This window comes from Mycobacteroides sp. PCS013 (assembly GCF_049532645.1).
In the GTDB taxonomy this organism is placed as follows: Bacteria; Actinomycetota; Actinomycetes; order Mycobacteriales; family Mycobacteriaceae; genus Mycobacterium; species Mycobacterium gwanakae.
In genome coordinates this window covers 5,009,170-5,036,111 of record NZ_CP150131.1, presented here as the reverse complement: position 1 = coordinate 5,036,111, position 26,942 = coordinate 5,009,170, and the positions used below count along the sequence as shown (strand labels likewise).

25 protein-coding genes are annotated in these 26,942 nt (G+C 64.8%); 10 read left to right on the top strand and 15 right to left on the bottom strand.

Annotation, left to right across the window (positions count from 1 at the left end):
- From RHO23_RS25080 to RHO23_RS25055, 6 genes are all read right to left on the bottom strand, one after another.
- Positions 1-2,472 (bottom strand): MMPL family transporter (locus tag RHO23_RS25080; RefSeq protein ID WP_423488477.1); only part of this gene is annotated, 2,472 nt, incomplete at its 3' end.
- A gap of 2 nt (positions 2,473-2,474) precedes the next feature.
- Entirely contained in the window at positions 2,475-3,839 is a 1,365-nt protein-coding gene (locus tag RHO23_RS25075; protein ID WP_423488476.1) for a hypothetical protein, read from the bottom strand.
- Entirely contained in the window at positions 3,836-5,035 is a 1,200-nt protein-coding gene (locus RHO23_RS25070; RefSeq protein ID WP_423488475.1) for a serine hydrolase domain-containing protein, read from the bottom strand. Before RHO23_RS25070 ends, RHO23_RS25075 begins: the two co-directional genes overlap by 4 nt.
- A 51-nt stretch (positions 5,036-5,086) precedes the next feature.
- Complete coding sequence (locus RHO23_RS25065) at positions 5,087-6,478, bottom strand: condensation domain-containing protein (RefSeq protein ID WP_423488474.1); 1,392 nt, start codon at positions 6,476-6,478, stop codon at positions 5,087-5,089.
- A gap of 542 nt (positions 6,479-7,020) precedes the next feature.
- Positions 7,021-9,180, bottom strand: a complete 2,160-nt coding sequence (locus RHO23_RS25060) for a 3-hydroxyacyl-CoA dehydrogenase NAD-binding domain-containing protein (RefSeq protein ID WP_070941963.1) — start codon at positions 9,178-9,180, stop codon at positions 7,021-7,023.
- Between the two features lie 15 nt (positions 9,181-9,195).
- Entirely contained in the window at positions 9,196-10,404 is a 1,209-nt protein-coding gene (locus tag RHO23_RS25055; protein ID WP_030094301.1) for an acetyl-CoA C-acetyltransferase, read from the bottom strand.
- Positions 10,405-10,621: 217 nt separating this feature from the next.
- Between RHO23_RS25055 and RHO23_RS25050 the strand changes: the two genes are divergently transcribed.
- From RHO23_RS25050 to RHO23_RS25040, 3 genes are all read left to right on the top strand, one after another.
- Positions 10,622-11,059, top strand: a complete 438-nt coding sequence (locus RHO23_RS25050; protein WP_070916637.1) for a hypothetical protein — start codon at positions 10,622-10,624, stop codon at positions 11,057-11,059.
- A 106-nt stretch (positions 11,060-11,165) separates the two neighbouring features.
- Entirely contained in the window at positions 11,166-11,573 is a 408-nt protein-coding gene (locus RHO23_RS25045) for a hypothetical protein (protein WP_070942168.1), read from the top strand.
- A 54-nt stretch (positions 11,574-11,627) separates the two neighbouring features.
- Positions 11,628-12,806, top strand: a complete 1,179-nt coding sequence (locus RHO23_RS25040; protein WP_057969408.1) for a pyridoxal phosphate-dependent aminotransferase — start codon at positions 11,628-11,630, stop codon at positions 12,804-12,806.
- Here RHO23_RS25040 and RHO23_RS25035 read toward each other — a convergent pair.
- The 6 genes from RHO23_RS25035 to RHO23_RS25010 all read right to left on the bottom strand — a co-directional run bounded on the left by RHO23_RS25035 (position 12,795) and on the right by RHO23_RS25010 (position 18,881).
- Entirely contained in the window at positions 12,795-13,868 is a 1,074-nt protein-coding gene (locus tag RHO23_RS25035) for an alpha/beta hydrolase (protein WP_070916638.1), read from the bottom strand. The genes RHO23_RS25040 and RHO23_RS25035 overlap by 12 nt on opposite strands.
- A 69-nt stretch (positions 13,869-13,937) precedes the next feature.
- Positions 13,938-15,029, bottom strand: coding sequence for a CaiB/BaiF CoA transferase family protein (locus tag RHO23_RS25030; RefSeq protein WP_264921852.1), 1,092 nt, complete (start codon positions 15,027-15,029; stop codon positions 13,938-13,940).
- A 43-nt stretch (positions 15,030-15,072) separates the two neighbouring features.
- Positions 15,073-16,119, bottom strand: a complete 1,047-nt coding sequence (locus RHO23_RS25025) for a hypothetical protein (RefSeq protein ID WP_030094295.1) — start codon at positions 16,117-16,119, stop codon at positions 15,073-15,075.
- A complete protein-coding gene (locus tag RHO23_RS25020; protein WP_217340272.1) occupies positions 16,116-16,880 on the bottom strand; it encodes a hypothetical protein in 765 nt (254 codons plus the stop codon). The genes RHO23_RS25025 and RHO23_RS25020 overlap by 4 nt, the downstream gene beginning before the upstream one ends.
- Entirely contained in the window at positions 16,877-17,728 is an 852-nt protein-coding gene (locus RHO23_RS25015) for a hypothetical protein (RefSeq protein WP_234798270.1), read from the bottom strand. The genes RHO23_RS25020 and RHO23_RS25015 overlap by 4 nt, the downstream gene beginning before the upstream one ends.
- Positions 17,729-17,891: 163 nt before the next feature.
- On the bottom strand, positions 17,892-18,881 hold the full coding sequence (locus RHO23_RS25010) for a hypothetical protein (protein WP_030094292.1): 990 nt from the start codon (positions 18,879-18,881) through the stop codon (positions 17,892-17,894).
- A 228-nt stretch (positions 18,882-19,109) separates the two neighbouring features.
- Here RHO23_RS25010 and RHO23_RS25005 point away from each other — a divergent pair, with 228 nt between their 5' ends.
- The 7 genes from RHO23_RS25005 (at position 19,110) to RHO23_RS24975 (ending at position 24,752) form a co-directional block, all read left to right on the top strand.
- Positions 19,110-20,075, top strand: coding sequence for an ABC transporter substrate-binding protein (locus tag RHO23_RS25005; RefSeq protein ID WP_264921853.1), 966 nt, complete (start codon positions 19,110-19,112; stop codon positions 20,073-20,075).
- Between the two features lie 111 nt (positions 20,076-20,186).
- Positions 20,187-20,642, top strand: a complete 456-nt coding sequence (locus tag RHO23_RS25000) for an OB-fold domain-containing protein (protein WP_064407836.1) — start codon at positions 20,187-20,189, stop codon at positions 20,640-20,642.
- Entirely contained in the window at positions 20,639-21,115 is a 477-nt protein-coding gene (locus RHO23_RS24995) for a Zn-ribbon domain-containing OB-fold protein (RefSeq protein WP_264921854.1), read from the top strand. Before RHO23_RS25000 ends, RHO23_RS24995 begins: the two co-directional genes overlap by 4 nt.
- Positions 21,108-22,178 (top strand): thiolase domain-containing protein, encoded by a 1,071-nt coding sequence (locus tag RHO23_RS24990; protein WP_264921855.1) that lies wholly within the window; start codon positions 21,108-21,110, stop codon positions 22,176-22,178. Before RHO23_RS24995 ends, RHO23_RS24990 begins: the two co-directional genes overlap by 8 nt.
- A complete protein-coding gene (locus RHO23_RS24985; protein WP_064407834.1) occupies positions 22,175-23,329 on the top strand; it encodes a thiolase domain-containing protein in 1,155 nt (384 codons plus the stop codon). Before RHO23_RS24990 ends, RHO23_RS24985 begins: the two co-directional genes overlap by 4 nt.
- Positions 23,326-24,111 carry an enoyl-CoA hydratase-related protein gene (locus RHO23_RS24980; protein WP_070920654.1) on the top strand — a complete coding sequence of 262 codons (786 nt, stop codon included), beginning with the start codon at positions 23,326-23,328 and terminating at the stop codon, positions 24,109-24,111. The genes RHO23_RS24985 and RHO23_RS24980 overlap by 4 nt, the downstream gene beginning before the upstream one ends.
- Positions 24,108-24,752, top strand: coding sequence for a TetR/AcrR family transcriptional regulator (locus tag RHO23_RS24975; protein WP_070920552.1), 645 nt, complete (start codon positions 24,108-24,110; stop codon positions 24,750-24,752). The genes RHO23_RS24980 and RHO23_RS24975 overlap by 4 nt, the downstream gene beginning before the upstream one ends.
- On the opposite strand, the gene RHO23_RS24970 is transcribed toward RHO23_RS24975, so the two are convergent.
- From RHO23_RS24970 to RHO23_RS24960, 3 genes are read right to left on the bottom strand one after another with little or no spacing between them, the layout of a single operon-like run.
- Positions 24,749-25,561, bottom strand: coding sequence for an enoyl-CoA hydratase/isomerase family protein (locus tag RHO23_RS24970; protein WP_064407831.1), 813 nt, complete (start codon positions 25,559-25,561; stop codon positions 24,749-24,751). The genes RHO23_RS24975 and RHO23_RS24970 overlap by 4 nt on opposite strands.
- On the bottom strand, positions 25,558-26,328 hold the full coding sequence (locus RHO23_RS24965; RefSeq protein WP_070920554.1) for an SDR family NAD(P)-dependent oxidoreductase: 771 nt from the start codon (positions 26,326-26,328) through the stop codon (positions 25,558-25,560). Before RHO23_RS24965 ends, RHO23_RS24970 begins: the two co-directional genes overlap by 4 nt.
- Entirely contained in the window at positions 26,325-26,924 is a 600-nt protein-coding gene (locus tag RHO23_RS24960; protein ID WP_264921856.1) for a TetR/AcrR family transcriptional regulator, read from the bottom strand. Before RHO23_RS24960 ends, RHO23_RS24965 begins: the two co-directional genes overlap by 4 nt.
- Between the last annotated feature and the right edge of the window lie 18 nt (positions 26,925-26,942).

The window sequence follows — 26,942 nt, the reverse complement described above, 5'->3', positions numbered from 1 at the left end:
TCGCAGGTCGTGGTTGTAGTAGTTACGGATGTCGTTGTACATCGCCGATAATCCGGCCATCGAGATGGACGCGTCGGACAACGTGGTGTTGGGTTGTGCGCTGTGGGCCGCATCCTGGATGGCGCGGACCTGATCCATTGCCTCGGGACTGAACGGATTCAGGTTGCTCTGGACCAGATAACGCACCGCATGGCCGTCGGCCGAGACGAACGCCGCCGCAGCGGTCTTGAAGGAGTCTTGCGTAAGTACCTGCTGCGGGATGTAGAAGCCGGACATCGATCCGGGTGCCGCATCGCGCTTGGCGGCGACCAGGAGCGTTGAGGCATCGCCCAACTGGCCGCCCATCTGCTTGGTCTGGTCCACCAGCATCTGCACACCCTCGGCCAGCTGTGCGCTGCCATCGGCCAGCGAATTGACTCCGGTCAGGACCTCGGCGAACTTCTGCTGGATGCCGTAAGAGTCGGACAGACCCAACCGGCGCAGATTCGTATCAATGGCGTTGAGCGCGGTACGCAGCCGGGCGATGGTCGAACTGATCTGTTTGTCATTGTCGACGGCCTTCAGTTCACGGCCGAGCTCGACGATCCTGTCCCTGGTGCCATCCTGTTTGGTCTCCAGGAACTTGTTCATCTCGTCTCGCGAGGAGCGGCACGCGGGGTCCATCTCACAGGCCGGGTTGCCGACCAGCACACGGGCGACGGGCTCGATCCAGCCATACACCTCACTGGCGCCCTGGGCGTTGGCCTCGATGGCCTCGCCCAGGGAATGCATGCTGGTGACCAGCTTGTCCACCGAGTCCAGATCAGCGAGGGTGCCCGTCCTACCGCTGCCGCGCAACTGCGCCAGCACCTCGACCAGTGCGCGCGCCGTCCCCAGTGAGTTCTTCACCGAGTTGCGGACCTCACCGAGCTTGTCCGCCAACGTATGTCCGCCCGCGGCGAGCTTGTCCAAATCCCTGGTGCGTGCATCGATCAGATTCGACGCATCGCCCAGCTTCCCGCCGACCTCACCAGCCTGGTAGGACAGCTTGGCTTCCTCCAGCGGCTCACCCGTGGGACGGGTGATGCCGCGCACCTTGTCCACACCGGGGACCTGACTCACCCGCGCAGCCATCTGCTCCAGGTCGGCCAGCCCGCGCGGAGTGCGCAGATCGTGCGGGGACTTGATGTAGAGGTATTGCGGCAAAGTCGAATTCACCGGGAAGTGCTTCTCGATCGCGGCATAGCCCAGGTTACTGTCGGCCCAGGGCGGCAGGTTCTTGCGGTCGTCGTAGCCGAACTTCACCATTGCCCCGCACGTAGCGAGGATGATCAGGATGACCAGGCTCACGGCCAGGTGTGCGCCCGGGCGTTTGACGATGTTGATGCCCGAACGGTGCCAAATCTTGTTGGCATAGGCCTTTCTCGGCTTCACCCAGCCTCGGCGTCCCACCAGGACTAGCACCGCGGGCAGGAAGGTCACCGACGCCACGAACGCGATCAGGATGGACACGCTCAGCGCTGGCCCGATGGTGGACAGGATCCCCAGCTTGGTGAAGCCCATGCCCAGGAAGGTCACCGCCACCGTCGCCGCCGAGGCCGCGACCACCTTGCCTATGGATTCCAGCGCGGCGGCCACTGCGCTGTCAGAATCCATGCCCTGTTTGACATATTCGTGATATCGGCTGATGAGAAAGACCGCGTAGTCGACACCCGCACCCATCATCATCGCGGTCATAAAGGTCAGCGTCTGATTCGAGATACTCAGACCCATCTGCGCCAGCCCACCAACGGCGGCCTGGGCGATGCCGAGCGAGACACCCACCACGATCAGCGGCAGCATCATCGTCACCGGATTGCGGTAGACGATCAGCAAGATGAGAAGAACCAAAGCCGCCGTGGTGATTTCGACCTTGTGCAGGTCACGCTCTCCGACCACCGTCAGATCGCCGACCGTCGCAGTGGGCCCCGTCGTGAAGGCGTTCAGGGTGGTGCCTGCGGTCGCCTCCTTGATGATCTTCAGGGCGCCCACGTAGGCCTTGCCGGATTCGGGGGTGGCAAGCTCGCCCTGCAACCCCACCGGCAGGTACCACGCCTTGCCATCGGTGCTCGACATCATCTCGCGCAGCATCGGTTTGGTGATGAAGTCCTGCACCATGCTGACGTCGCGGGTGTCCTCACGCATTCGGGCCGCGAGGACTCGATAGGTCTGCTCGTCGGCGGGGGTCAGCCCGTTCTCGTTGGTGAGGACGATCAACAGAATGTTCTGTGCACCCGACTCCTGGAACGATTCGACCATCTGCCGTGTGGTCTCCATGACGGGAGCATCCTTGGGCAGCAGATCGACGGGGTGCTCCTCGATGGCCTTCTGCAGAGAGGGCGCGGTCAGCGCCAAGACCGCGGCCAGTGCGATCCATACCCCGATGACGGCGACAGGAGCCTTCCGGACGATCCGAGCGATCAGTCCGTAGATGCCACCTGTGTTGTCCGCCACGACTACTCGATCACACCGCGCATACCGAAGTCCTCGAGCGTCTCGGTCAGCAGATTGGTCAGGTCAGCGCGTGATTCGATCACACCGGGTTGGTAGCCGACAACGGCCAGGAAGATCTTCTCGTTGACCCTCCCGGACGCGAGGAAGAGCTGTCCGTAGGTGCTCAGCACCTTGTCGGGCCGCACCCGTTGCTCGGCCAGTTTGCAGAACACGTAGTCGGCATGGGTCCCGTCGGGACGATTCACATCGGGATCCAGCGGCCCCACATTCGAGCATCCCACGGGGTAGTCGTTGTACTCCAGCGCCACGTCGGCGAGCCGGCGTGCGGCCGCCTTCGGGATGAATGGCGTCAGCGGGAGCAGTGCCCACTTTTCGTCGGGGGTGTCCTGCAGGCCGGAGAGCACCTCCTTGGTGGCTCTGCGGATTCCGCGCAGGTCGGTGGTCAGTTCCGCCGGATCGATCGCGAACATCACCGATGTCATGGCGTTGGCACGGTGATCGCCCTCGGTGCGCTCGTTGACCGGCATGGACAAAGTGACCCGGCCGTCCGGACCGAGCCTACCCACCTTGGTGGCAAGTTGCGCGGCAAACGCGCCGACCAGCGAGTTGCTGGTACCGCCACGCTCACGTGCGTGTGTGTCCCAGTGGCTTTCGTCCAGATACACGGTCGCCGCCGGAATCTGCTCGATGTGCTCCTCGGTAGCGGGCCGGCCCGCGTGTTTGATGTCCTGGCGCCGCGAGCTCAGCATCTTGGTGGCTTTTCGAAAGGCCCGCGCGGTATCCGGCAGGTCATGCCGGGTGCGCCGCAGGTCCTCCCGCACGCTGCGCACGCGCTTGCGCGACTGCGGTGCCGCGTAACCCAACGGGAGGTCCGCATCATTGGTGGCATCGGCGATTGCCCGGCACATGCCCACACCGTCGGCGATGCTGTGCGAGATCACCAGACTCACCGCGGTCGCACCATCGGTGAATCGGGTGACACCGAGCCGCCAGGCCGGGCCGTGCTCGGGATCGATCGGCAGCTGGGCGTGCCGGTGCACCCAATCCTGCAGTTCGGTTCGTGGTAACGGTGCGAGTTCGACATCAATGGGGTGGCACCCCGCATCAAGTACCCAGCGATGGCGACCAAAAGGCAAGCGGGAACGCTCGATTCGCCGTCCGAGCAGCCCCCGGCCCAGGTTGGCATGAAATCTGCGCAGGCGGTCGGTGTCGATATCGCGCTCGTAGATCCAGACCATCTGACTCAGTGTGGACAGCTCGGTGGCCCGCAGCCCCAGGAAGGACGCCTGATCGACGAAGTCCAGATGAGAGATCGACAGGGTTGTGCCGCGTGGCGGCGCGTCGATGCCCGGAATCGTGGCCGTCACAGCGACTCTCCCTCCGGCGACACCCCCAGCGTGGTGTAGAGCTCATTGATCAGCCGCACACTACGAGGATCGGCATCTGCCTTGGTCACATCGAACTGGTTCATCACATACGAGTAACCGATGCGGTGCTCGAGGTCGACAAAGGCGTACGAGCCACCGGATCCGCCGTGCCCGAAGGTCTTCTGGTTAGGACCGGCATAGCAGCGCTGATTGAGCATGTAGCCCAGGCCCCATCCATGGTTGGCCACCCGGGGCCCCAGCACGACATCGGGATCGAACCCGCCCTGCGATACCCGCACCACATCCATGTGATCGTGGCTGAGCAACTTGCCCAGCGCCATCGCGTTGTAGAAGGTCGCCATGCCCAGCGCCGAAACGTGGGCGTTGGTCCCGGGGAACTCCAGCGCCCGCCACATCGCGATGTCCTTGCGCGCTATCTCGTCATCGGGGATGAAGTCGCCCGAGATGAGCGGGCCCGCCAGTGGGTGGTCGCTCATGCACTCGAACTCCCCAGGCGCGCCGCGGAACACATCGCGCAGGAACGGCTTGTTGACCAGCTCCGCGCACCGGTGGTGCTCGCTGTGCGGCAGCCCGACATGTACGTCGAGACCGTACGGCTCGGCAATCTCGGTGCGCAGGAACTGTCCGAGCGTCTTACCCGTGGTCCGGCGGACGACCTCGCCCAGGATGAACCCGAACGTCGCCATGTGGTAACCCTGCGCGGTGCCGGGCTCCCACCACGGTGTCGCTCTGGCGATGTGCTCGCATACTTCGTCCCAGTTGGCGGCCTGCTCCGGCGTCAACCTGGTGCGCGGCCCGATCACACCCGACCGGTGCCCGAGCACCATGGCCAGCGTGATGGATTCCTTACCGGCCTGGCCGAATTCGGGCCAGTACCGCGCGACCGGCGCATGCAGGTCCAGCACACCGCGCTCGATCAGCATGTGAACGCAGGTGCTCATCAATCCCTTGGTGCCCGAATACACCGGCGCCAAGGTGTCCTCGGTCCAGGGACGGGTGCGGGCCTCGTCGGCCCATCCGGCCCACAGATTGACGACGAGCTCACCGTCGACCCAGATCGCGACCGCCGCACCCAGCTCGTCGTTCTCCAGGAAATTCAGTGCAAACGCGCGCCGAACATTGTCGAAATCCGGTGAGCTGGTTCCATTCACCGCGACATCAAGGCTAGTGCTCATGACGGTGCCAACCTTTCACTGCTGCTCAAATGCGGCCGCAATGCCGCGGAATCAGGAAACGAACTGTGACTGCGCGACACGCTGATACACCCTGCGAGCCACATCGAAATAGCGCGACACAGATTCACGGGCGACAGCGTTGTCGGGGAACGAGATGGTCAGGTTGGTTTCATTCTCAAACCTGTTGACCCACATACACACCTGATCGGAAGAACGGCTGTCCCCGTAGATTCCGCCATTGATGCGGTCCCATTCGGCACTGACCGGGATCTTGCGCGCATCCAGGAAAGACACCATCGGAACCACGTATTCCGGGGCGGCCAACCCCGACTCAGGACCGGCGAGCTCCAGCACGCGCTCAAACGGAACCTTGGCCAGCGGCTGGCATTCGTCGAACGACTTCTGCGCCGATCGCGCGACCCGCGCGAAGGAGTCCTCCGACATATCCACCACGAAGGGAATGAAGCTCGCGTACCACCCCACCGACATCTGCTCCTCGGCGGTGCTGCGGGTGTCGTACGGGGTGATGCCGTAGAAGACGTCGGCGCCGGTGAGCTCGCGGTCGATCAGTGCGGTGCAGGCGAACACACCACCGCTGAATCGCACACCCGCCTGTTCACATGCCTTTTCGAATGCCACCGTCTGCTCGGCGTCGAGCAGCTGGGCCGCGACCATGCCGCCGACGTTCGGCACGGATCGGTCGCCGAGCGGCAGGACGAAGTCGGGCAGGGTGCCCCCGTTGTCCCGCGCGTACCGGAGCCAGGTCTGCACCTCGAAGGAGTCCAGGCTCATGGACTGGTTGTGCGCACGCTCACGGGCGGAGAAATCCAGATATCCCGCGGGAGCCGGAAGTTCCAGTGCCGCCCCGTGCACCAGGCTGGCGTACATCAACTGGATCTCGACGTACAGGATGCCGGTCGACATGCCGTCGGTGTGTAGATGATCAACGCTCAGGTACACCGTGAAGTGATCCGCACGTTGAATCACCCCGAACGTGAAGCAGTCCCACGAGAGCGGAGTACCCGAGGTACGCAGCAGGTGCGCGCGGATCTCGTCGGGCCCCTGCAGCCCGTGATCCTGCGGCACGAAGTCGATGGTCTGCGGATCCTCGATCACATGCCGGACGATGTTGTCGGCCCTGTCGAACTCGAACCACGAGTGGTAGGTGTCGTGCCGTCGCAGATGTGCGTTGATCGCCGCGGTCATCGCATCGATATCGCAGACACCCGGGACATCCCAGGAACCGATTCCCAAACGGGCCATCTCGCGGTCCTGACGGGCCAGATCCCGGTACGAACGCACATGCTGGGCCTGCTGATAGCTGGGCGGCACCATGCTGGCAGGAGCCTGGGCGGCGACCTGACGGGCGCCTGGCGAAGCACTCCAGGAAATGACGTTTCCCGGCTTGGGGCGCCAATCGTGGATCGTTCCGAGTGCAACCATCGTCCCTATTCCTGTTCAGCGATCTGGACTACGAGCGTGACCATGCTCGATTTGCCTGCGACAGTGCGGACGGCAAAGACATTAATCATTGCGAGCAGCGTAGCGAATAAATATCTCGCAAAGGTACGTTCCATCAAAGAAATAGCTAGTGAACTGTGGGTAACGCCGCGTTACGCCATATGACAGCAACTTCCCGTAAGACTTACGGTAACCCAATTCCCGCAAATATAACTACTACATAGAAATACCGTATGACCTGGCGATTCATATCTGGTTACGCGAAGTATCAATAACTATGCCTGTAGTGCCAGCAGAGAACCCGCGAGATCTGGGTGATTTTTTGTGTGCCACCACGCCAGCCACCATCGTTGTGGCGTGGACCACTCCTCTGGATCGGCCACTTCTGGTAACCGACTCTAAATCTGCTGAATCTTCGGGGACACGCATCGGGCGGGCTCCGTCCGCACCGTCGCGACGAGCCATAAAACGACTACAGCCGCCCACCCCGGAGGGTGAGCGGCTGTAGTGCCGTTGAGCGGTACCTACGCGTCCAGCAGCGACGCAGGCGGGGTGAATCGGTCGCCGTACTTGGCGGCCAATTCCTTTGCACGAGCAACGAATCCAGCCTTGCCCTTACCTGCGGGGCCCTCGTACCCAACGATGTACTGGTGCACACCGCCGGTCCACGGCGGGAAGCCGATGCCGAAGATCGAGCCGATGTTGGCATCGGCGGTCGAGGTCAACACGCCCTCGTCGAAACACTTCTGCGTTTCGATGGCCTCCGCGAACAGCATGCGGTCGATGAGGTCCTGCAGCGGCGGGTTGGCCGCGTCAGCACCCGATCGGGTGTTGAACGTCGTGCGCAGGCCGGGCCACAACTCGGTGCGCTTGCCGTCCACGTAGTCGTAGAAGCCGGCACCCCCCAGACGGCCCGGGCGTCCCGCCTCCACCAGGGTGTCGATGACGCCGCCCGCCGGATCGTCCGGCAGATCCTTGCCCTCAGCCTTGGCCGCCTCGACGGTCTCCTTGCGGATCTTCTGCATGAGCGTCAGGTTCAGCTCATCCGACAGCTGCAGCGGCGGTGCCGGGTATCCGGCCTGGCTGCCGGCCTGCTCGATGGTCGAGGGCTCGATGCCCTCGGCCAGCATCGCGACGGCCTCGTTGACGAACGTGCCGATGACGCGCGAGGTGAAGAAGCCACGGCTGTCGTTGACGACGATCGGGGTCTTCTTGATGGCCAGCACGTAGTCGAACACCCGGGCCAGCGCCTCGTCCGAGGTCTTCTCACCGCGGATGATCTCCACCAGCGGCATCTTGTCGACGGGCGAGAAGAAGTGGATGCCGATGAAGTCCTCCTGGCGCTTCACACCCGCGGCCAGCCCGGTGATGGGCAGGGTGGAGGTGTTGGAGCCAAGCAGCGCGTTGGGCTCGACGATGTCCTCGATCTCCTGGAACACCTTGTGCTTGAGCTCGGTGTTCTCGAAGACTGCCTCGACCACGAAGTCGACGCCTGCCAGGTCGGCCGGATCTGCGGTCGGGGTGATCTTGGCCAGCAGCGCAGCCGACTTCTCCGCGGTGGTCTTGCCGCGCGAAAGAGCCTTCTCCTCAAGCTTTTCCGAGTAGCCCTTGCCCTTCTGGGCCGCCTCGAGCGAGACGTCCTTCAGCACGACGTCGTAACCGGCCTTGGCCGAGACGTAGGCGATACCGGCACCCATCATGCCCGCGCCCAGCACACCGATCTTCTTGATCTCCTGCTTGGCGATGCCATCCGGACGTGACCCGCCACCGTTGATGGTCTGCAGGTCGAAGAAGAACGCCTGCGTCATGTTCTTGGCGACCTGGCCGGTGGTCAGGCTGGTGAAGTAACGGCTCTCGATACGGCTGGCCGTATCGAAGTCCACCTGGGCACCCTCGACCGCGGCGGCCAGGATCGCCCGCGGGGCCGGCATCGGCGCGCCCTTGAGCTGCTTCTTCAGGTTCGACGGGAACGACGGCAGGATGGCCGCCAGCGCCGGCGTGGAGGGGGTGCCACCGGGGATCTTGTATCCCTTGACATCCCAACGCTGCACGGCCTCCGGGTTCGTCTTGATCCACGCCTTGGCGGCGGGGATCAGCTCGTCGACGGAGCCAACCAGCTCATCGATCAGGCCGACTTCCTTGGCCTTGGTCGGGTTGAACCGGGTGCCCTGCGCCAACACGGTGACGAAGCCGTTCTGGATGCCGAGCATGCGGGTCACGCGGGTGACGCCACCGCCGCCGGGCAGCAGACCCAGCGATACCTCGGGCAGGCCGATCTGAGATCCCTTGACATCGGCCGCAATCCGGTGGTGGGTGGCCAACGCGATCTCCAGGCCACCACCGAGGGCGGCACCGTTGATGGCGGCCACGACCGGACGACCGAAGGTCTCCAGCGTGCGCAGGTCCTTCTTGATCTCCTCGACCTCGTTGAAAGCCTCCTGGGCGTTCTCCGGCTGGATCTGGATGATCTTGGTGAGGTCACCACCGGCGAAGAAGGTCTTCTTGGCGCTGGTGACCACCACGCCGGTGATCGAATCCTTCTCTTCCACAAGGCGCTTGACGGCCGCGGCCATCGACTGCTTGTAGTCGTCGTTCATGACGTTGGCCGAACCGTTGGGGTCGTCCAGGGTGAGGGTGACGATGCCGTCGGCATCCTTTTCCCACTGAATTGTGTTTGCACTCATTGGTTCTGGTTCTCCCTACACTCGCTCGATGATGGTGGCCACACCCATGCCGCCGCCGACGCACAGGGTGATGAGGGCACGCTTGAGGCCGCGACGCTCCAGCTCGTCGACCATGGTTCCGGTGATCATTGCGCCGGTGGCACCCAGCGGGTGGCCCATGGCGATGGCGCCGCCGTTGACGTTGAGCTTCTCGTCCGGGATGTTCAGGTCCTTCTGGAACTTCAGGACCACCGAGGCGAACGCCTCGTTCAGCTCGAACAGATCGATGTCGTCCACGGTCAGCCCGGCGCGGTCGAGCACCTTCTGGGTGGCCGGAGTAGGTCCGGTCAGCATGATCAGCGGCTCGCTACCGGTGGTGGCCGTTGCCACGACGCGGGCACGCGGGGTCAGACCCTGCGACTTGCCGGCCTCTTCGGAGCCCACCAGCACCAGGGCGGCGCCGTCGACGATGCCCGAGCTGTTGCCGCCAGTGTGCACGTGGTTGATCTTCTCGACGTAGTGGTACTTGATGCGCGCAACATCGTCGAAGCCGCCGAGTGCTGCCAGGCCCTCGAACGCGGGCTTCAGCTTGCCCAGGTCCGCGGCCGTGGTGCCCGGACGCATGTGCTCGTCGTGGTCCAGGATGAGCAGGCCGTTCTGGTCCTTGACCGGCACAACGGACTTGGCGAAGTAACCGCCGGACCACGCGGCTGCCGCACGGTCCTGCGAGCGAGCGGCGTAGGCGTCGACATCGTCACGGGTAAAGCCTTCGATGGTGGCGATCAGGTCGGCACCGATGCCCTGCGGCACGAAGGACACGTCGTAGTTGGTGGCCGGGTCCGAGGCCCAGGCCCCGCCGTCGCTGCCCATCGGCACGCGCGACATCGACTCGACACCACCGGCGAGCACCAGGTCGTCCCAACCGGAACGGACCTTCTGTGCGGCGACGTTGACGGCTTCCAGACCGGAAGCACAGAAACGGTTGAGCTGAACGCCACCGACGGTGTCGGGCAGGCCGGCGGCCAGCACCGCGGTGCGGGCGATGTCGCCACCCTGATCGCCCACGGGGGCGACGACACCGAGCACGACGTCGCTGATCAGGTTCTCGTCCAGGTCGGGGAAACGGCGACGGATCTCGTCGATCAGGCCGACCACCAGGTTCAGCGGCTTGACCTCGTTGAGGGCGCCGCCGCGCTGCTTGCCGCGAGGCGTGCGGATGGCCTCGTAGATGAATGCTTCAGTCATGGGTATACGTCCTTATAGGGGGTGCGTATGGGGCATGTGGTGCAAGTGCCGCAGCCTTGTGACGCCGGGTTGACTCCGGGTCAGTTTCGCCGAGACAGCCTTACGTTAGACCAGGGTGGCGTCCCCATGGTAAGCAGCCCTCCCAACCCGTTGGTTGGGAATCTGATGCCGGTACGCTCGAAGTGTGCTGCGGACTCGGTCTCTACCACTAAGACGCGTGGTCATCGGCACCATTGCAGTTCTCGCAATATTCGCGGTGTGGATGGGCTGGTACTGGCTGGACGCGAGGACTATCTACTGCCCCGCGGCCTCGCCACCGCCTGCCGCCTTCACCGAGCGCACGGCCCTTCCCAGCTGCGGGACATACAGGTTCGTCCGGCAGGACCTGCCCGCCGCGCAGCGCGACTGCATGAACAACGCCAGAGCCTCGGGCAGTGGCGGCGAACTCAAGATCGTCGAATCCACTACCGAGGGCGATCCCATCACGACGTATTACCGAGTGTTCTCGCCCGACCAGAGGGTGGAGGTCTTCGTCGACTTCAGCGCGGACCAGTTCGGCAATGGCCGCTGGAACCACTTCTTCTGCTGGGCCGCACCGCTCAATTACCCCGGCGACCCCAGGTGCGACTCACCGTCAGACCAGCCCGACCGATAGGCCGTCTGGGGTGCGACCCCCAAGCAGGCACGCACTGTGCGGTGCTCTTCGACGAGATTTCGCCGAAACCTCCCGCTTTCACACCGTGGGCGACAAGCCTGAAGCGATGCTCACACGACTCTGCATCGCGACGGCGACCTTGGCGGTTGCCGCCGCCGTGTGTCCGCCGGCAGCACAGGCCGAGCCGGAACCCCTGTCCCCCGACACCGCATTCGAGCAGCGCGTACCGCTGCAGAATTGTGGCCGCCTGCGCATGCTGCCGCCCTCACACGAGATCCCCCCGAACTATCTGAACTGCATGCGTCAGGCCCGCGCCGCGGGCACCGGTGCGGAGCTGACGACCACCGTCGCCAATTTCTTCCTCGAGGACACCACCACCTACTACCGGGTGTACCGGGCGGACCGGGATGTGGAGGTCTTCGTGGACAACCGGGACCGTGGCAATCCCGGATTCAGCCATTACTTCTGCCCGATACCGGATACCGACCTGTCCTTCGAACCGCCCAGCTGCTAGGTCCGCCGGTAGGCTGCCCGGCATGAAGCCGGGTAGCACCGAACACGGGCCAGCGTGAACCCGAAGACCGTCAAACGATTGCGCCCCTTCGGCGCAACGATCTTCGCCGAGATGTCGGCCCTCGCCGTCCAACACGACGCAATCAATCTGGGCCAGGGTTTCCCCGACGAAGACGGGCCCGCATCCATGCTGGACGCGGCACAGCAGGCCATCCGTTCGGGCCTCAATCAGTACCCGCCCGGGTTGGGTGTTCCCGAACTGCGCCGGGCCATCGCCGCCGACCGACTCGCCCGCTATGGCGAGGAACTCGATCCGGATACGCAGGTGCTGGTCACCGTCGGCGCCACCGAAGCAATCGCAGGCGCGGTCCTCGGCCTCGTCGAACCCGGCTCCGAGGTCATTCTGATCGAGCCCTACTACGACTCGTATGCCGCCGTGGTGGCCATGGCGGGCGCCGTTCGCGTCCCGGTGCCACTCGTTCCTGACGGAGCGGGCTTCGCATTAGACACCGACGCGCTCGCGGCCGCCATCACACCCCGGACCGCGGCACTGATCATCAACTCTCCGCACAATCCAACGGGCAAGGTGTTCACCGACTCCGAGTTGGCACGGGTCGCTGAGCTGGCCGTCGAACACGATCTGCTGGTCATTTCCGACGAGGTGTACGAGCGATTGCTCTTCGATGGGCGCACCCAGACACCCATGGCCAGTCTGCCCGGGATGGCCGATCGCACCGTGACGATCTCGAGCGCTGCCAAGACGTTCAACTGCACCGGCTGGAAGATCGGCTGGGCTTGTGGCACACCAGAGTTGATCACGGGCGTGCGCGCCGCCAAGCAGTTCCTTTCCTACGTCGGCGGTGCACCGTTTCAGCCGGCCGTAGCGGTAGCCCTGGACACCGAACAGGCCTGGGTAAAGAATCTACGAGAGTCCTTGCAGCGCAGGCGCGATCGTCTCACTGAGGCGCTCACCGGCCTGGGCTTCGAGGTGCACAGCAGCCACGGCGGGTACTTCGTCTGCGCAGATCCACGCCCCCTGGGATTCAGCGACAGCGCAGAACTTTGTCGGCGCCTACCGGAAACCGTTGGCGTAGCGGCGGTTCCGGTAAGCGCCTTTTGCGACCCCAGCACCGACACGGCCGATCAATGGAATCACCTGGTGCGGTTCACCTTCGCCAAACGTGATGCGGTGATCGACGAGGCAATATCCCGCCTGGCGCGGCTAGGAGGTTAGTCCCGTCGCGATCGCGTCGGGACGCTGCCGCGCCCTGGCCAGCCCCGGCAGGACCTTGATGAACTCGGTGATCTCTCCCACCGCCCGCCGGGCGTCCGGGTTGGTCGCCGCGAACACCTGAAACACGTGAATGGCGCGGTCGAAAATCTGCAACCGCACCGGAACTCCGGCAGCGACAAGACGTTCCGCCAACAGCTCGGAGTCCGGTCGCAACGCTTCCTGCGAGCCGACCTGCAGCAGGAACGGCCCCAGTCCGGTCAGGTCGGCATCCGCCGGGCACGGCCCCGGCTCGCGTGCGCCGTTGCGCAACAGGAACACGTCGTTGATCATCTTCAAGAAGTCGACGGGGAACATGGCATCGCCGACGCGCTTGGCGGCAGCATATTTCGGCTCCATGTCGTTGTTGGTCGCCGCCGAGATCAGCACGCATCCCGCGGGCGGCGTCAAGCCCTCATCGCGCACCGCGATGGCGGTCATGGCCGCCAGGAAGCCTCCGGCCGAATCGCCTGCGAGCACGATGTTCTCGGGGGCGACGCCCTGACTCAACACGTAGCGGTACGCATCGACACCGTCGGCGACGGCATCTTCGACCAGATTGCGCGGGCACAACCGGTAGCCCACGCTCAGCGCCCGCGCACCGGAATCACGCGCGATATGGCTGACCAACGGGCGATGACTGTTGATCCCCAACGCGATGAACGCCGACCCGTGGAAGTAGATGACCACCGGCGCGTCCGGCCCCGGCTCATTCTTGGTATTCCACGTCCATTCGGCCGCGCAGTTCGGCAATTGCACAGGCTCCGTGCGGGTTCCGGACACACCTGGCATCCAGCCCATGAGACGTTCCAGTCCGTCGTATCGCCGATTCAGCAGAGCGTCAGGGAACCGGCGGTTGACGGCCAGCATCAGCCGGGTCAGCGCATAGAGCCCCGGCTTACCGACTGCCTTGAACAGATAGGTCTCGGCCACCGAATGCCAATTGGCCTTGCCCATCCATTCCGGCCCCGCGTACGTGACGGCGGCGGCCAGCCGGGATTCGGCGGCGTGTCGGGCAGTGGTCATCAAGCCTCCTCATAGCGTCATTGCTCGGGATGAGACTACCAGTACCTAGTACCGACAATCTCGGCTAAGTCACCAGCCGATATCGGCGAGCTCGGTCGTGTCCTTCGGCGGCGCCTCGATGGGCCCGCTCGGCGTCCGCGAGAAGCGCGGGGCCGGCGCGGCCTGGGTCACGCCGTTGACATCGGTGATGGTGCCGCGATCGCGAAGGTGCGCATTCTGCCTGGCCTCACCCCAGGTGAGCACCGGCGACACGCAGGCGTCGGTACCGATGAAGATCTCGGTCCATTCGTCGCGGGTCTTGGTCTTGAACGCATCGTCGAACAGCTTGCGCATCTCGGGGTAGCGCGCCTTGTCGAGCTGGAACGGAACGCTCTCGGGGTCCAGCCCCAGGCCCTGCACCAAAATCGCGAAGAACTGTGGCTCGATGGATCCCACCGCCATGTACTTGCCGTCGGCGGTCTCGTAGGTGCCGTAGAACGGCGCGCCGCCGTCGAGCAGCCCCGACTCGCGCTCGTCGAACAGCAGTCCGTTGTTGTACATCGTCCATTGCATCTGAGCCAACTGGCTGACGCCGTCGACCATCGCGCCATCGATGACCTGCCCCTTGCCCGACTTCTCGCGCTCGTAGAGTGCGGCCAGGATGCCCTGCACCAAAAGCATTGAGCCACCACCGAAATCCGCGACGAGGTTCATCGGCGGCATCGGTGGGCGGTCCTTGTAGCCCATCGACCCCAGCGCGCCGGTCAGCGACAGGTAGTTGATGTCGTGGCCCGCCCGGTCGGCCATCGGGCCGGTCTGACCCCAGCCCGTCATCCGGGCGAAGATCAGCCGCGGGTTGCGCTTGGCGCATTCGTCGGGTCCGATCCCGATTCGCTCGCACACCCCGGGCCGGAAGGGATCCAGCAACACATCGGCCTTGTCGACGAGCGCCAGCAGCGCCTCGGGGTCCTTCTTGACGTCCAGGTTGACCAGGCGCTTACCGCGGTGAAACAGGTCCGTCTCCTCGGCGGGGATGGCGAGACCACCGGGACGGCGCACCCGAATGACGTCTGCCCCCAAGTCGGACAACATCATCGCCGCATGCGGCCCAGGGCCGATACCGCCGAGCTCGATCACCTTTACGCCCGCGAGAGGGCCTGTCTTGACGCCAGTGTCACCCATGAGGGTCACCCTAGCCACTCAACCCGTTGGTTGGGAAGTGCGGCTAGAGAGACGAGGAGATGGCCGGTGACGACGTCTGTGTGGGCGCCGGGGCCGGGGTCGGTGTCGGGAAGTTGGGGATCACCGGTCGCGACGTGCTCGGGGCGGCCGGAGCATCCGAGGCCGGTGGGGGCGCGGGCGCCGGCGTGAACTCGTAGGCCGGCAGCGGCGGAGGTGGCGGATCATCGTCGCCCTCACGCCAGTGCGTCGAACGGTACAGATCAATCACCTTGCCCAGATCATGCAGGCGCAGCGCCGGTGGGCGGCCCCCACGCGCGTCCCGAATGCGCTGCGCCTCCCACGCGACGAGGCATTGCGCCGTCGGCGTGTTGTACAGGCTTTCCAGGAAGGGAGTCAACGCCTTTGCGAGATCGCCCTCGGCCTTGAGGACGTCGTTCCGGTAGGGGCCGTAGTAGGGCAGGATCGCCTCGAGAACGCGCACCATGACGGTCTGGAACCGGGTGACGAACTGGTCGATCGCCCACGGATGCCGCGAGAGTAGCGGGGAGATCCGGGCCAGCACCGGACCCATCATCTTCAGGATCGGTTCATACGCCGTAGCCGGAGCGAACGCCTCGGACGAGAACACACCCGCGGCCGGAGCCACATCGATCAGCGAGGCCAACCCGCCCTGCTCATCCGGACCGGGCGCCGGCCAGCCGAAGGGGCAGGGCTGCGCGACGGATATCGGAAGCCCGCGGTCGGTCACCGAAGGCAGTGCGCCAAACGGTCCCGCAGCCTGACCCGGTGGATGCGAAGGCACCTGAGGCCGCGGCAGCGGCGCAATCAATTGCGGCCCCGGCGGGGGTACCGGGATCGGGATGGCACCTTCGGGAATCGATCCGTCACGGTTCACGATCTGGTATCCGACGATGGGTGCACGCGCAGGCGAATACGAGAGCTGGGTAATGGCGGCCACGCTGCCGATCACCGTGATGGCAGCGAATGCCCTTACCGCTATCCCGAATACGCGTTCCTTGGTGGGCCTGCGGCCAACGGAAGCAATCGGAGCAGCGATCGGAGCGGTCTCTTCTGCTGGTGTCGAACTCATCGGTCTTTCACCACGCCTTCGAGGTGCCAGACTCCCGTGAAGCTGTTGAACGGGCCACCCACAATGAGACTCGTCCAGTCGAGAGTGAACTTCTTGGTGTCCTTGTCGTATGTACCGGTGGCTTTGGGGCTTTCGCCGTCCACGGAATCGCGGCCGACCCAGCGCCCGGCCACGAACTCCCACACCTGCTTGGCGCGCGCCTCGCCGGGGATCTGGGCCTGCTCCTTGGGTTTCGGCTTGGGCGCGCCCTGGTTGAACTCCTGGCGGTTCCACGAGGCGGCCCATGCGGACACGTCCGCCGAAATCTGGTCACCCGCCACCGTGGCCGAGGGCGCCGGCAGCTCGCGCTGAGTCTGCGGGTCGATCTTGTTGGTGGAGATGCCGAACTCGATATTGAAGAACTTCGTCGGCTGGGTGACGCGGGCCGCCAGCGAGTACCCGGTGGCCTCGTCGAACGCCGGATCCGGCTCACCCTGGTAGTCGCCCAGTACCAAACCGCCATCCGCGCCCGGCGAGAGCAGAGTAGCCGCCCCTTGCGGCACAGGAGAATTCGCATTGGGCATGAACGGACCCTCTTGGGGGTTGCCGCCCGGCTGCACCATCTTGAACCAGGTGCCGCTGAGCTTGTTCCCCTCGATCTTGCCGGGCTCCAATGCCAGCAGCCCGATGAGTGGAGACTCGGTCGGCTTCTCCGATCCACAGGCCGGAGCCGTCACCAGCACCACGGCCGCCAGCGCTACACCAAATGTGCCGCGCGTCATCGTTTTCTGGGCCACCGTGCGGCTCCTTTCACGTCAATAGCGGCAGCGGCCGCCAGTACACCGGGCACGAGGAAGAACCACCCGAAGTAGTCGAATGATCGGAATCCCAGCGGGGCCGTGATCCGATCGAGCGCCACCACCCTGCCGAAATTGTCGACGTTGTCGGCCATCACCCCGATCAGCGAAGCGAAATCCGCTGTCATGGGTTGCCATTGCGAAACGAAGGCGTCGATACCCGGAACCGCGCGGGCCGAGTCATGCTGCCGCAAATCACCCAGGAACTGGGTATCCAACTCCCCTTCCGCCGCGACCAGCACCACGAAGTGCCGCTGTACCGCGGCCACCCGCTCGTGGGTCATGATCGGGGTGAACGCATCGATGAGCTGTGCACCCGCCGGGGCACGGGAGAAGAGCCCGTCCGCGAAGGGCACGGCGATGAGCACCGCCGCCGCGAGGATCGCGAGAATCCGTGCACCGAAAGCTTTTTCACCGTTGCCGGTACGGCGAAGTCCCCACACGCCGGCACCTATCAAGACCAGTCCCGGCACCGCCAGCAGGAACGGCAGCACGTCGAACGGGCCCACGGCGCGCAACTGCCCGTAGTTGCCCACCTGACCCTCGACCGCATCGAGCAGACCGTTCATGTCCTGACGGATCGACGGATACTGCGCCACAAAGGTATCCAGTCGCTCGTAGTGTCCTCCCGCGATCGACTGGGTCGCCTGCACATCGGCACGGGCCGCGTCGACGGTATCGAGGTAACCGCGGAACTTGGCGATCACCTCCGACGACACGTAGGGCCGGAACTCGGTCAGCAGCTGCTGACCGCCCGCGGCACGTGTGAACATTCCGGTGACCACCGGCAACGCGAACAGGAGCACACCAAGGGCGATGAGCGCGACAAACCGCCACCGGGGTCGCGGGGCCGGTCCGGCCTCGGCGACAACAGCCTCCTCACCGACGATGTCGGCGTAAGAAGGCAGGGCCGGCTGAGACGTCTCAGCCAACCGCTCAGCGGCCACGGCTGAAGATCCGCTCCCCCACCACAAACAGGATTCCGCCGCCGATCGCCACGAACACCAACAGGGCAATGACCCATGGCGGGGTGATGGTGCGGGGATTGTCGTCAACCGGCAGCGCGATGAGCTGCTGGCCGGCCGACAGCGGTGGCGGTGCCACCACTTGTTGCCCAGCTTGCACGACAACCTGCCCGGGGGCCGCCGGCGCGGCCACGGCGGGAGGCGCATCCGCCGCTGCCGGTGGGGCGCCCGGCGGAGGAGGCGGCGGGGGCTCGGCCACCGCGGCGCCACCGGGGCTGCCCCCGACCTTGCCGACCAGGTGCCATAGTCCGGTGAAGTCGTTGAAAGGACCGCCCACGATCTGGCTGGTCCACTCGACGATGAATGCGCCGGTGTTGCGGTCGTAGGTGCCGGTCACCGGCGTGGTCTTACCCGGAAACGCGCCACCGGGTTTCGGCGATCCCTGGTTGAACACCTGGTTGTTCCAGGTCACGCCGAAGGCACTGAGGTCGCCGCCGAGCTTGTTGCCACTGACGGTGATCTGGGGCGTGGCAGTGCCCTGGCCGGTCTGCGGATCGGTCTGGTTGGACGCCGTGGCAAAGCCCACGCCGTAGAACTTCACTGGCTGAGTAATACTGCCGGACACCGCATTTCCGTTTCCATCGAATGCGTTGCCGGGCTGCGGCTGATACTCACCGGACTTCAGGCCACCATCGGTACCGGGCGCCAGCAGGGTGACCGTGTTATCCGAGCAGGTGGAATCGCCGTTGGCGAGATAGGGGCCGGAGGCGTCACCCGCGGGCAAGATCATGCGGAAGTAGGAGCCCGTGGCTCGACCCTCCGCGCAGCTGCCGGGAGTCAACGCGAACAGGCCGTTGAGCGGGGTGGCCGTATCGGCCACTGCCGGGTAGGCGGCAGGCGACATCGCCGCGGCTGCCACGACGAGGGCGACCGTCGCGCGGCGGGTGAGATGCTTAATCATCGGCTTCCTATTGGACTGTTGCTCTGACCCGTAGCACGAGCTGGGAACGGCGCAAACGTATGAAGGTCCCACCCCAGCGTCAATGGCAACGTCCAGCAAACGGCGTCCCGCCTGGTGACGTTCTCGCAGGTGGTGGGCGTGCAACCCGGTGCCTGCCCGTTCGATTCACCCCGAGCCGATTGCGATCACGTTCGTATATCGGCGTCGGGCGATGGTAGTTTGCTCGGCATGGCAACTGCCGGATGGCGCTTCATTGCCGCGCTGCTGACGCTGCTGGCACTTGCCGGGTGTTCTCGCAACCAAAGTCCGCCACCCGCCGCCCCGCCGACATTGTCTCCCGACGGGTTCCCGCTCAGCATCCCCCACCGGTACGGCGGTGCGTTCCTCGCGACACGACCCAATCGCGTGGTCACCCTGGGATGGAACGACCAGGATCTGGTGCAGTCGTTGGGCACTAAACCCGTTGGCGTCCGGTCCACCCTGCCGGAGTACCCGATGTACCCCTGGGTCGTTCCGGAGGTCTCCTATCCCCCCGTCGTCTCGGGCTCGGAACTGAACTTCGACGCCATCGCGGCCGCCAAACCCGATGTCATCCTGGCCACCGGCGCCGATATCGACAGACCCAGTTACGACAAGCTGGCCAAAATCGCGCCGACCGTGGTCTCGGAAGATCGAGTCGATCGCGCCGAAACACCTTGGTATACACAGCTATTCACCATCGGTCGAGCCCTGGGCAAGTCTGATCGGGCGCGCATGCGATCCGAAGAGGTCGGGACTCGGTACAACCAGATACGCACCGGACATCAGCATTGGGTCAACCGCACGGCCGTGGTCGATTGGGTCGCCGACGGACAAGGCACCTTCCTCTTGGGTTTCCGCGACCCACGCCGCGCGGTGTTCGACGGTCTGGGGTTCCTCAGCCAGCGATACTCCGGCCCGGTGCCGGATAACGAGCTGAAGGCCAAGGCCGACGAGGACCTCCTGGTGGTGGTGGGAGCCACTGAACAGCAGGCGAAGTCCACGAACGGTCTCGCCGATTTGCGTGCCGTCACCGAGGGGCGCGCTGTCTACATCCCAGCGGACAGCCCGGTGGTGAGCGCCCTTCGGCTCGGAGGCCCACTGGCCCGGATCTATGCCCTCGAACAACTGACACCCCAGCTCGAAAAGGCCCTGAAGCCACCCCCTCCGCGATAACCGCCATCCCTCGCCGCATTGGTGTCCACGTAAATCTGTGGCCGCCATCACTGCCGTGTTACGGTCCTATCGCTCGATTCAATCAATTGATAGAACCGCGTCGGGAGGGCTGTGAGCGACCAATCCTCCGAATCCCTGCGCGCGCCGTACACGATCGAGTTCGGATTCGAGCGCACCGTCGGCCCCAAGATCGGCACCTTCCTCGGCGGACTGCGGGACGCGCGACTTTTCGGAGTGCGGACAATCCATGGTCAGGTCTTGTGCCCGGTACTCGAGTTCGACCCGGCCGATGCCGGCCCTACCGGCGAGCTGGTAGAACTCGAACCGAAGGGCGTTGTCCTGCAATGGACCTGGGTACGGTCACGGCCGGCAGACGAGTTGCGGGACGATTTCGCATGGGCGCTTATCCGCATCGACGGAACCACTAACGCGATGTTCCACGCCGTCGATGTCGGCGGGAATCCCCTGACCATGAAAACGGGACTGCCCGTCGTCGCACGATGGCGCCCGGACCGTGTCGGCGCCATCACCGATATCGTCTGCTTCGAACCGGCGGTCCCGCAGTGACCGCGCTACCCGAACCGGTCTATTCGATCGCCAGCCCGTTCCGCATGGACTACACGTATGTGGCGGGATCCGGTCGTTCCATCTTCCTGCGCGGGCTGGCGCACAGGCGCCTGCTGGCACGCCGATGCCCTGGCTGTCAACGCGCGTACTGTCCTGCGCCGCAATTCTGTTCACGATGCCTGACGGAACTGGGTGAACCGTTTCCCCTCGCGGGAACGGGAACGGTGGAGACCTTCTGCATCGTGAGCTTCCCCTTTCCGGGACAAGTGTTCGCGCCGCCCTACGCAGTGGCGCACATCCAGTTGCACGGCGCCGACAACAGACTCATGCACATGATCGGAGACACCGCGCCAGACCTCGTTCACATCGGCATGACCGTAGAGCCGGTCTGGGTGACCGATGAGGAGCTCGGCGCCAGCATGCAGAGCATCCGCTACTTCCGGCCAGTGCCAGGCAAGGCCGCCCATGCGTGATGTTGCCGTGGTTTCTTTTTCCCAATCGGCTTGTACTGCAGCAAATCTTCGTGACGATATGGCCGAGATCCTGCTACCCGTGGTCCGCGAGGCCCTCGAACAGGTAGGACTGCGCCGCGAGGACATCGACTTCTACGCATCGGGCAGCCATGACTTCTTCGAGGGCCGTACCTTCGCGTACATCGAGTCCCTCGATGCTGTCGGCGCCTGGCCGCCGATATCGGAATCCCATGTCGAAATGGACGCCGCATGGGCGTGTTACGAGGCCTGGTCATGGCTCCAACTGGGCCACGGTGATATCGCCCTGGTGTACGGCATCGGCCGCGGCGCGCTGCCCACCGACCTGGACCAGGTGGCGCCCGCTTCACTGGACCCCTACTACCTGACTCCCCTTCATCCGCATCGGCATGCGATCGCCGGTCTGCAGGCGGCGGCCGTCGTCGAGGCCGGTATCACCACAGAGCGAGAGATGGCCGATGTGGTGAACCAATCGCTGACCGATGCGTTGTCGAATCCCTTCGCGCTCAGGGCAGGTGCTCCGGGAGTCGAATCGCTGCTGGATCAGCCGTACATCGCCTCACCACTGCGTCCACACGATGTGGCGCCGGTCGGTGACGGCGCCGCGGTACTGATCCTGGCCGCCGGTGATGTGGCACGCCGCCTGGCCCGGCGTCCGGCGTGGATCAGGGCGATCGATCACCGGATGGACACGCACTACCCCGGCTCGCGGGATCTCACGGTAGTGGACTCGGCGCGCATCGCCGCCGAGAAGGCAGGAGCCATGGCCGGTTTCACTGCCGCCAGTGTGGAAGTCGCCGAGCTGCATACCGAGTACAGCTATGTGGAACCGCTACTGACCAAAGCCTTGGGCATCGACAACGTGCTCGTGAATCCATCCGGTGGGCCGCTGGCGGGTGCGCCCGCTACCGCTACCGGGTTGATCCGCATCGGTGAATCGGCTCGCGCCATCATGCAGGGCCGCGCCACTCGAGCACTTGCCCACGCCACCAACGGCGCTGCACTGCAGCACAATCTGGTGTGTCTCATGGAGGCGAGCGGATGAGCGCCCGTGTCGCCGTAGTCGGTGTCGGCCAAAGCAAGCAGGCCAAGAAGCGTGAGGTCAGCATCGCGGCGCTGGTGCGCGAGGCGGTGGACGGCGCGCTGGCCGACGCGGAGCTGACGTTCGGTGATATCGATGCGATCGTGCTCGCGAAGACCCCCGATCTCTTCGACGGCGTGATGAATCCGGAGCTATACCTCGCCGACGCGATGGGCGCGCGCGGACTGCCGGTCACCCGGGTGTTCACCGGTGGCAGCGTCGGAGGGCACGCGGCCATCTATGCCGCACATCTGGTGCAAGCCGGACTTGCCGGAAGGGTGCTGGTCGTCGCGTATTCCAAGGAGTCAGAGGGCAACTTCACCTGGGCGCTGTCCCGGCCGCTACCGTTCAGTGCCCAGCTGGGTGCCGGCGCGGGTGGGCATTTCGCACCCGTCATCCGTGAGTACATCCGCCGATCGGGCGCCCCGGAACACATCGGCTGGCAAGTCGCGGTGAATCATCGCCTCAACGCCATCCGTAACCCATACGCACATATCCACAAGCCCGATATCACCGTCGAGGAGGTGCGCAGCTCCCCGATGCTCTGGGATCCCATCCGGTTCCTGGAATCGTGCCCGTCGTCCGACGGCTCGTGTGCGGTCGTCGTTTCTTCCGAACTGTTCGCGACGCATGCGCCACGACCGCCCGCCTGGATTCACGGCACCGGGTGGCGAACCGAGACAGGCCATTTCGCGGGCCGCGATGAGGTGAATCCACGCGCCGGGCAGGAGTGTGCCGCTGCGGCGTACCGCGAGGCGGGGATCACCGATCCGGCCACCGAGGCCGATGTATCCGAGCTCTACATCCCCTACAGCTGGTACGAGCCGATGTGGATGGAGAACATCGGGCTGGCTCCCGAGGGATCGGGCTGGCGCGCCGTCGACGAGGGCCACACCGCGTTCGGGGGCAGACACCCGATCAATCCGTCCGGTGGCGTGCTCTCGGGCAACCCCACCGGCGCGACCGGCCTGCTTCGATTCGCCGAGGCCGCTTTGCAAGTGCGGGGGCTGGCGGGAGAACATCAGGTCGACGGTGCCCGACGCGCGATAGGCCACGCCATGGGCGGCGCATCGCAGTTCCATGCTTTATGGGTGGTGGGGAGCGAGAAACCATGACCGAAGATCGAGAACTTCTCGTCGAGCGGGACGGCCCGATCGTCATCTTGACCATGAACCGTCCGCATCGGCGAAATGCATTGTCTACCAATATGGTGGGACAGCTCGCCCAGGCCTGGGACGAGATCGACGGGGACGACGGTATCCGGGCGGCCATCATCACCGGCGCCGGTAGCGCCTACTGCGTAGGAGGTGATCTCAGCGACGGCTGGATGGTCCGGGACGGCTCCGCACCGCCACTCGATCCCGCCGCCATAGGCAAAGGACTGCTACTCACCCACACCCTGACCAAACCGCTCATCGCGGCGGTCAACGGTGCGTGCCTGGGTGGCGGATGTGAAATGTTGCAGCAGACCGATATCCGTGTTGCCGATGATCGGGCCACGTTCGGTCTTCCGGAGGTGCAGCGTGGGCTGGTGCCCGGTGCCGGCTCCATGGTCCGGCTCAAACGGCAGATTCCCTACACCAAGGCCATGGAAATGATCCTCACGGGCGAGCCGCTGACCGCCCAGGAGGCCTATCATTTCGGCCTGGTGGGCCACGTGGTGCCGGCGGGCACCGCATTGGACAAGGCGCGAAGCCTCGCCGAACGCGTGGCGCGCAACGGACCTCTCGCGGTACGCAATGCGAAGGAAGCCGTGGTACACAGCGGTTGGATCGCCGAGGAAGACGCGCGCGCGATCGAAGCCCGCCTTACCCGCCAGGTGATCAGCTCTGCAGATGCACGCGAGGGGTTGTCCGCATTCCGCGAGAAGAGAGAGGCGCGGTTCACCGGCCAATGACCAACATCGCATCTGAAACAGACACCCCTGCACATGATTCCACCGATCAGCGATTGCTCAGTGCCGCCGAGCGACTGTTCGCCGAGCGTGGTGTGGATGCGGTGTCACTGCGCGCCATCATGGCGGCGGCGGGCACCAATGTCGCGTCGGTGCACTATCACTTCGGATCCAAGGAACGTCTCATCGAGGCGCTTCTCGATAAATACCTGAATCAGCTCGAAAAGCGCCGGTTCGCGTTGTTGGACATCGCCGAAAGGGCCGGAACACTGCGCGCCATTGCCGAGGCGATCGTCGTCCCACTGTCCGAGATCGGCGAAGAGGGCGGAACCGCATGGCTTTCCACCCTCGGCAAGCTCCTCATCAGCGGGCACCCCGCGCTTATCCCGATGAGCGTGAGCTTTCAGCCTCAGGCCGCGCGACTACAGGAACTGATCGTACGGCTGCGCCCGAAGGCCTCACTGCCGTCGATCCGATTCGGGGTCACCCAGGCGGTCACACTGACCTGCGTAGTTCTGGGCGACATCGCGCACACCAATCGACTGATGTCCCTGAGCGGCACCTATCTCGACGACGGGCAGATGAATGCGCAGCTCATCGACATGGTGACCGCCATCCTGGCCGGACCTCCGGCAGAGAACTAGGCACGCCCCTCCCTGAAAGCGTCGAAGGACCGGCGCAATTCGCCGGTGGCAGTACACATCACCTGAGTCCTGTTTTCCAGGTCCAGCGCATGACGCAAGCTCGGCGCGTCGACCGTCTGCCACATCGTCTCTTTCGTCATCCATACCGCCAACGGTGAGTGCACGGCGATTTCTTCGGCCTTCGCGAGCGCCGCCTCAAGGAGGGTTTCAGTGGGCACCACGTCGAAGATCAAGCCGATCCGTTGCGCCTCGTCGGCGCCGAATACCCGTCCGGTCAACATCAGCTCTGCGGCGCGCGCCGCGCCCACCAACCGCGGCAGGTGATAGCTGGTTCCCATATCGCAGTTGGATACCCCATGACGGATAAACACGGCGCCGAATGAGGCCTCCGGGCAGGCGAATCGGATATCGCAGGCTAGCGCCAATGCGAACCCGCCACCGACCGCGTGTCCATTGACAGCAGCGATGACCGGCTGACGCATCCGGTGAATCCGTTCGAACAGCGAGGCCATCAACTCCTGGGCCGCCAGCGTCCGCACCAGCTCCGAGTCGGTGGCACCGAGTAGCGCGGCCGTGGAGGTCGCCCCGATATTGGTGAAATCAGTGGGCAGCGACTTCAGATCGGCTCCGGCACAAAATGATGCGCCGACGGCGGTGAGAACCACCACTCGCACCTTGGGGTCACCATCGGTCTTCTCGACCACGGAATGCAGCTCGGCCACGGTCTGCGGGTCCAGTGCATTACGGCGCTCGGGACGATCGATCGTGACCACCAGGATTCCGTTGTCGCGATGCTCCGTGTGAATCATCGTGCCACCAACCCTCCGTCGGCGATGATGGTCTGACCGGTGATGTAACTGCCCGCATCGGATGTCAAAAGCAGTGCGGTACCTACCATTTCGTCGGGAACTCCGAGCCGTTTAAGATGATTGGCATTGGCCATTCGTTCCACCTCGGCGGGCGGGGTCTTGCGCACCATGTCGGTGTCGATCGCGCCGGGGGCGAGTGCGTTGACACGCACACCCCGCGAAGCGAGCTCGGCCGCCGCTGACCGCGTGTATGAGACCAGCGCCGCCTTGGCCGCCGAGTACATGGAGACCCCTTGGCCAAACATGAAAGCGCCCACCGAGACAACGTTGAGCACTGCCGCGTGTGAACTGTTCACCAAATGCGGCAGCGCGGCTTGCACCAGAAACACCGGCCCCCGCAGGTTCACACCGAAAGACTTGTCCCACCCGTCGACGGTGAAGGCACCCACCGGTTCGGTGAGTGCATTGGCGGCGTTGTTCACCACGATGTCGACACCGCCGAACTCCTCGACGGCGGCCCGCACCAGGTGCTCCAGGGATTCGATATCGCCCGTGTGCGTCGGTACGCCCAGCGCCCGGCCGCCCAGGGAGCGCAGATGCTCGGCCGCCTCGGCGCACGCTTCCGGTTTGCGGCTTGCGACAACCACATTGGCGCCTGCGTAAGCATAACCTTCGGCGAGAGATCGCCCGATCCCACGGGTGCCCCCGGTGACGATGGCCGTACGCCCCGTGAGGTCGAACAGGCTGGAGAAGGTTTCTCGGTTCATCGTTTCCTCACTTTTCGCTGGTCCACAATGCTCGCCGCGCCCACCACACCAAGAATCTGCTCGATGAGCGCTTCGTCGGCGGTGCCGCGCAAGACGCCGTGGTAGACGGCCATACCCACAACGGTGTCGAAGAGCGCATCCGCCCCGGGCCGGTCCGCACACCAGCCGGCGGCGACAGCCTCGGCGTGTGCAGTCCGGAACGCTTCGCGCAGAGGCATTTCGGTGCGCGCGACCAAATCCGCATACTGCCCCGGTTCGCGGTGGTACTCGACGAGAAGTCCCGGCATCGCGGCGCGGGTAGCGGGATCGGCAAAGTACTCGACCACAGCGCGCACCAAAACGGGCAGATAGTCCTGGAATTCGCCGCGATCAGCGAGGGCCACGGGCCACGGGCGGTCCGCGATCGCACTTTCCACCATGGCGGCCTGCGTTGACCAACGCCGGTAAATCGTGGGAGCACCGATGCCTGCGACGCGGGCCACGGCGGGGATGGTGGTGCCCTGATACCCCTCGGTCGCCAACATCTGGCGCACGGTCTCGCGTACCGCGTCATCCTTGTCCGGATCGCGGGGACGTCCCCCCTGGCGTCTATCCACTATCCCAAGACTCCCTAG

Bases quoted from the DNA above. Each gene is read 5' to 3' on its own strand.
- RHO23_RS25070 (WP_423488475.1), bottom strand. From the start codon at position 5,035: ATGAGCACTAGCCTTGATGTCGCGGTGAATGGAACCAGCTCACCGGAT.
- RHO23_RS25065 (WP_423488474.1), bottom strand. From the start codon at position 6,478: ATGGTTGCACTCGGAACGATCCACGATTGGCGCCCCAAGCCGGGAAAC.
- RHO23_RS25060 (WP_070941963.1), bottom strand. From the start codon at position 9,180: ATGAGTGCAAACACAATTCAGTGGGAAAAGGATGCCGACGGCATCGTC.
- RHO23_RS25055 (WP_030094301.1), bottom strand. From the start codon at position 10,404: ATGACTGAAGCATTCATCTACGAGGCCATCCGCACGCCTCGCGGCAAG.
- RHO23_RS25045 (WP_070942168.1), top strand. From the start codon at position 11,166: ATGCTCACACGACTCTGCATCGCGACGGCGACCTTGGCGGTTGCCGCC.
- RHO23_RS25035 (WP_070916638.1), bottom strand. From the start codon at position 13,868: ATGACCACTGCCCGACACGCCGCCGAATCCCGGCTGGCCGCCGCCGTC.
- RHO23_RS25030 (WP_264921852.1), bottom strand. From the start codon at position 15,029: ATGGGTGACACTGGCGTCAAGACAGGCCCTCTCGCGGGCGTAAAGGTG.
- RHO23_RS25025 (WP_030094295.1), bottom strand. From the start codon at position 16,119: ATGAGTTCGACACCAGCAGAAGAGACCGCTCCGATCGCTGCTCCGATT.
- RHO23_RS25020 (WP_217340272.1), bottom strand. From the start codon at position 16,880: ATGACGCGCGGCACATTTGGTGTAGCGCTGGCGGCCGTGGTGCTGGTG.
- RHO23_RS25015 (WP_234798270.1), bottom strand. From the start codon at position 17,728: ATGTTCACACGTGCCGCGGGCGGTCAGCAGCTGCTGACCGAGTTCCGG.
- RHO23_RS25010 (WP_030094292.1), bottom strand. From the start codon at position 18,881: ATGATTAAGCATCTCACCCGCCGCGCGACGGTCGCCCTCGTCGTGGCA.
- RHO23_RS25005 (WP_264921853.1), top strand. From the start codon at position 19,110: ATGGCAACTGCCGGATGGCGCTTCATTGCCGCGCTGCTGACGCTGCTG.
- RHO23_RS24990 (WP_264921855.1), top strand. From the start codon at position 21,108: ATGCGTGATGTTGCCGTGGTTTCTTTTTCCCAATCGGCTTGTACTGCA.
- RHO23_RS24985 (WP_064407834.1), top strand. From the start codon at position 22,175: ATGAGCGCCCGTGTCGCCGTAGTCGGTGTCGGCCAAAGCAAGCAGGCC.
- RHO23_RS24980 (WP_070920654.1), top strand. From the start codon at position 23,326: ATGACCGAAGATCGAGAACTTCTCGTCGAGCGGGACGGCCCGATCGTC.
- RHO23_RS24975 (WP_070920552.1), top strand. From the start codon at position 24,108: ATGACCAACATCGCATCTGAAACAGACACCCCTGCACATGATTCCACC.
- RHO23_RS24970 (WP_064407831.1), bottom strand. From the start codon at position 25,561: ATGATTCACACGGAGCATCGCGACAACGGAATCCTGGTGGTCACGATC.
- RHO23_RS24965 (WP_070920554.1), bottom strand. From the start codon at position 26,328: ATGAACCGAGAAACCTTCTCCAGCCTGTTCGACCTCACGGGGCGTACG.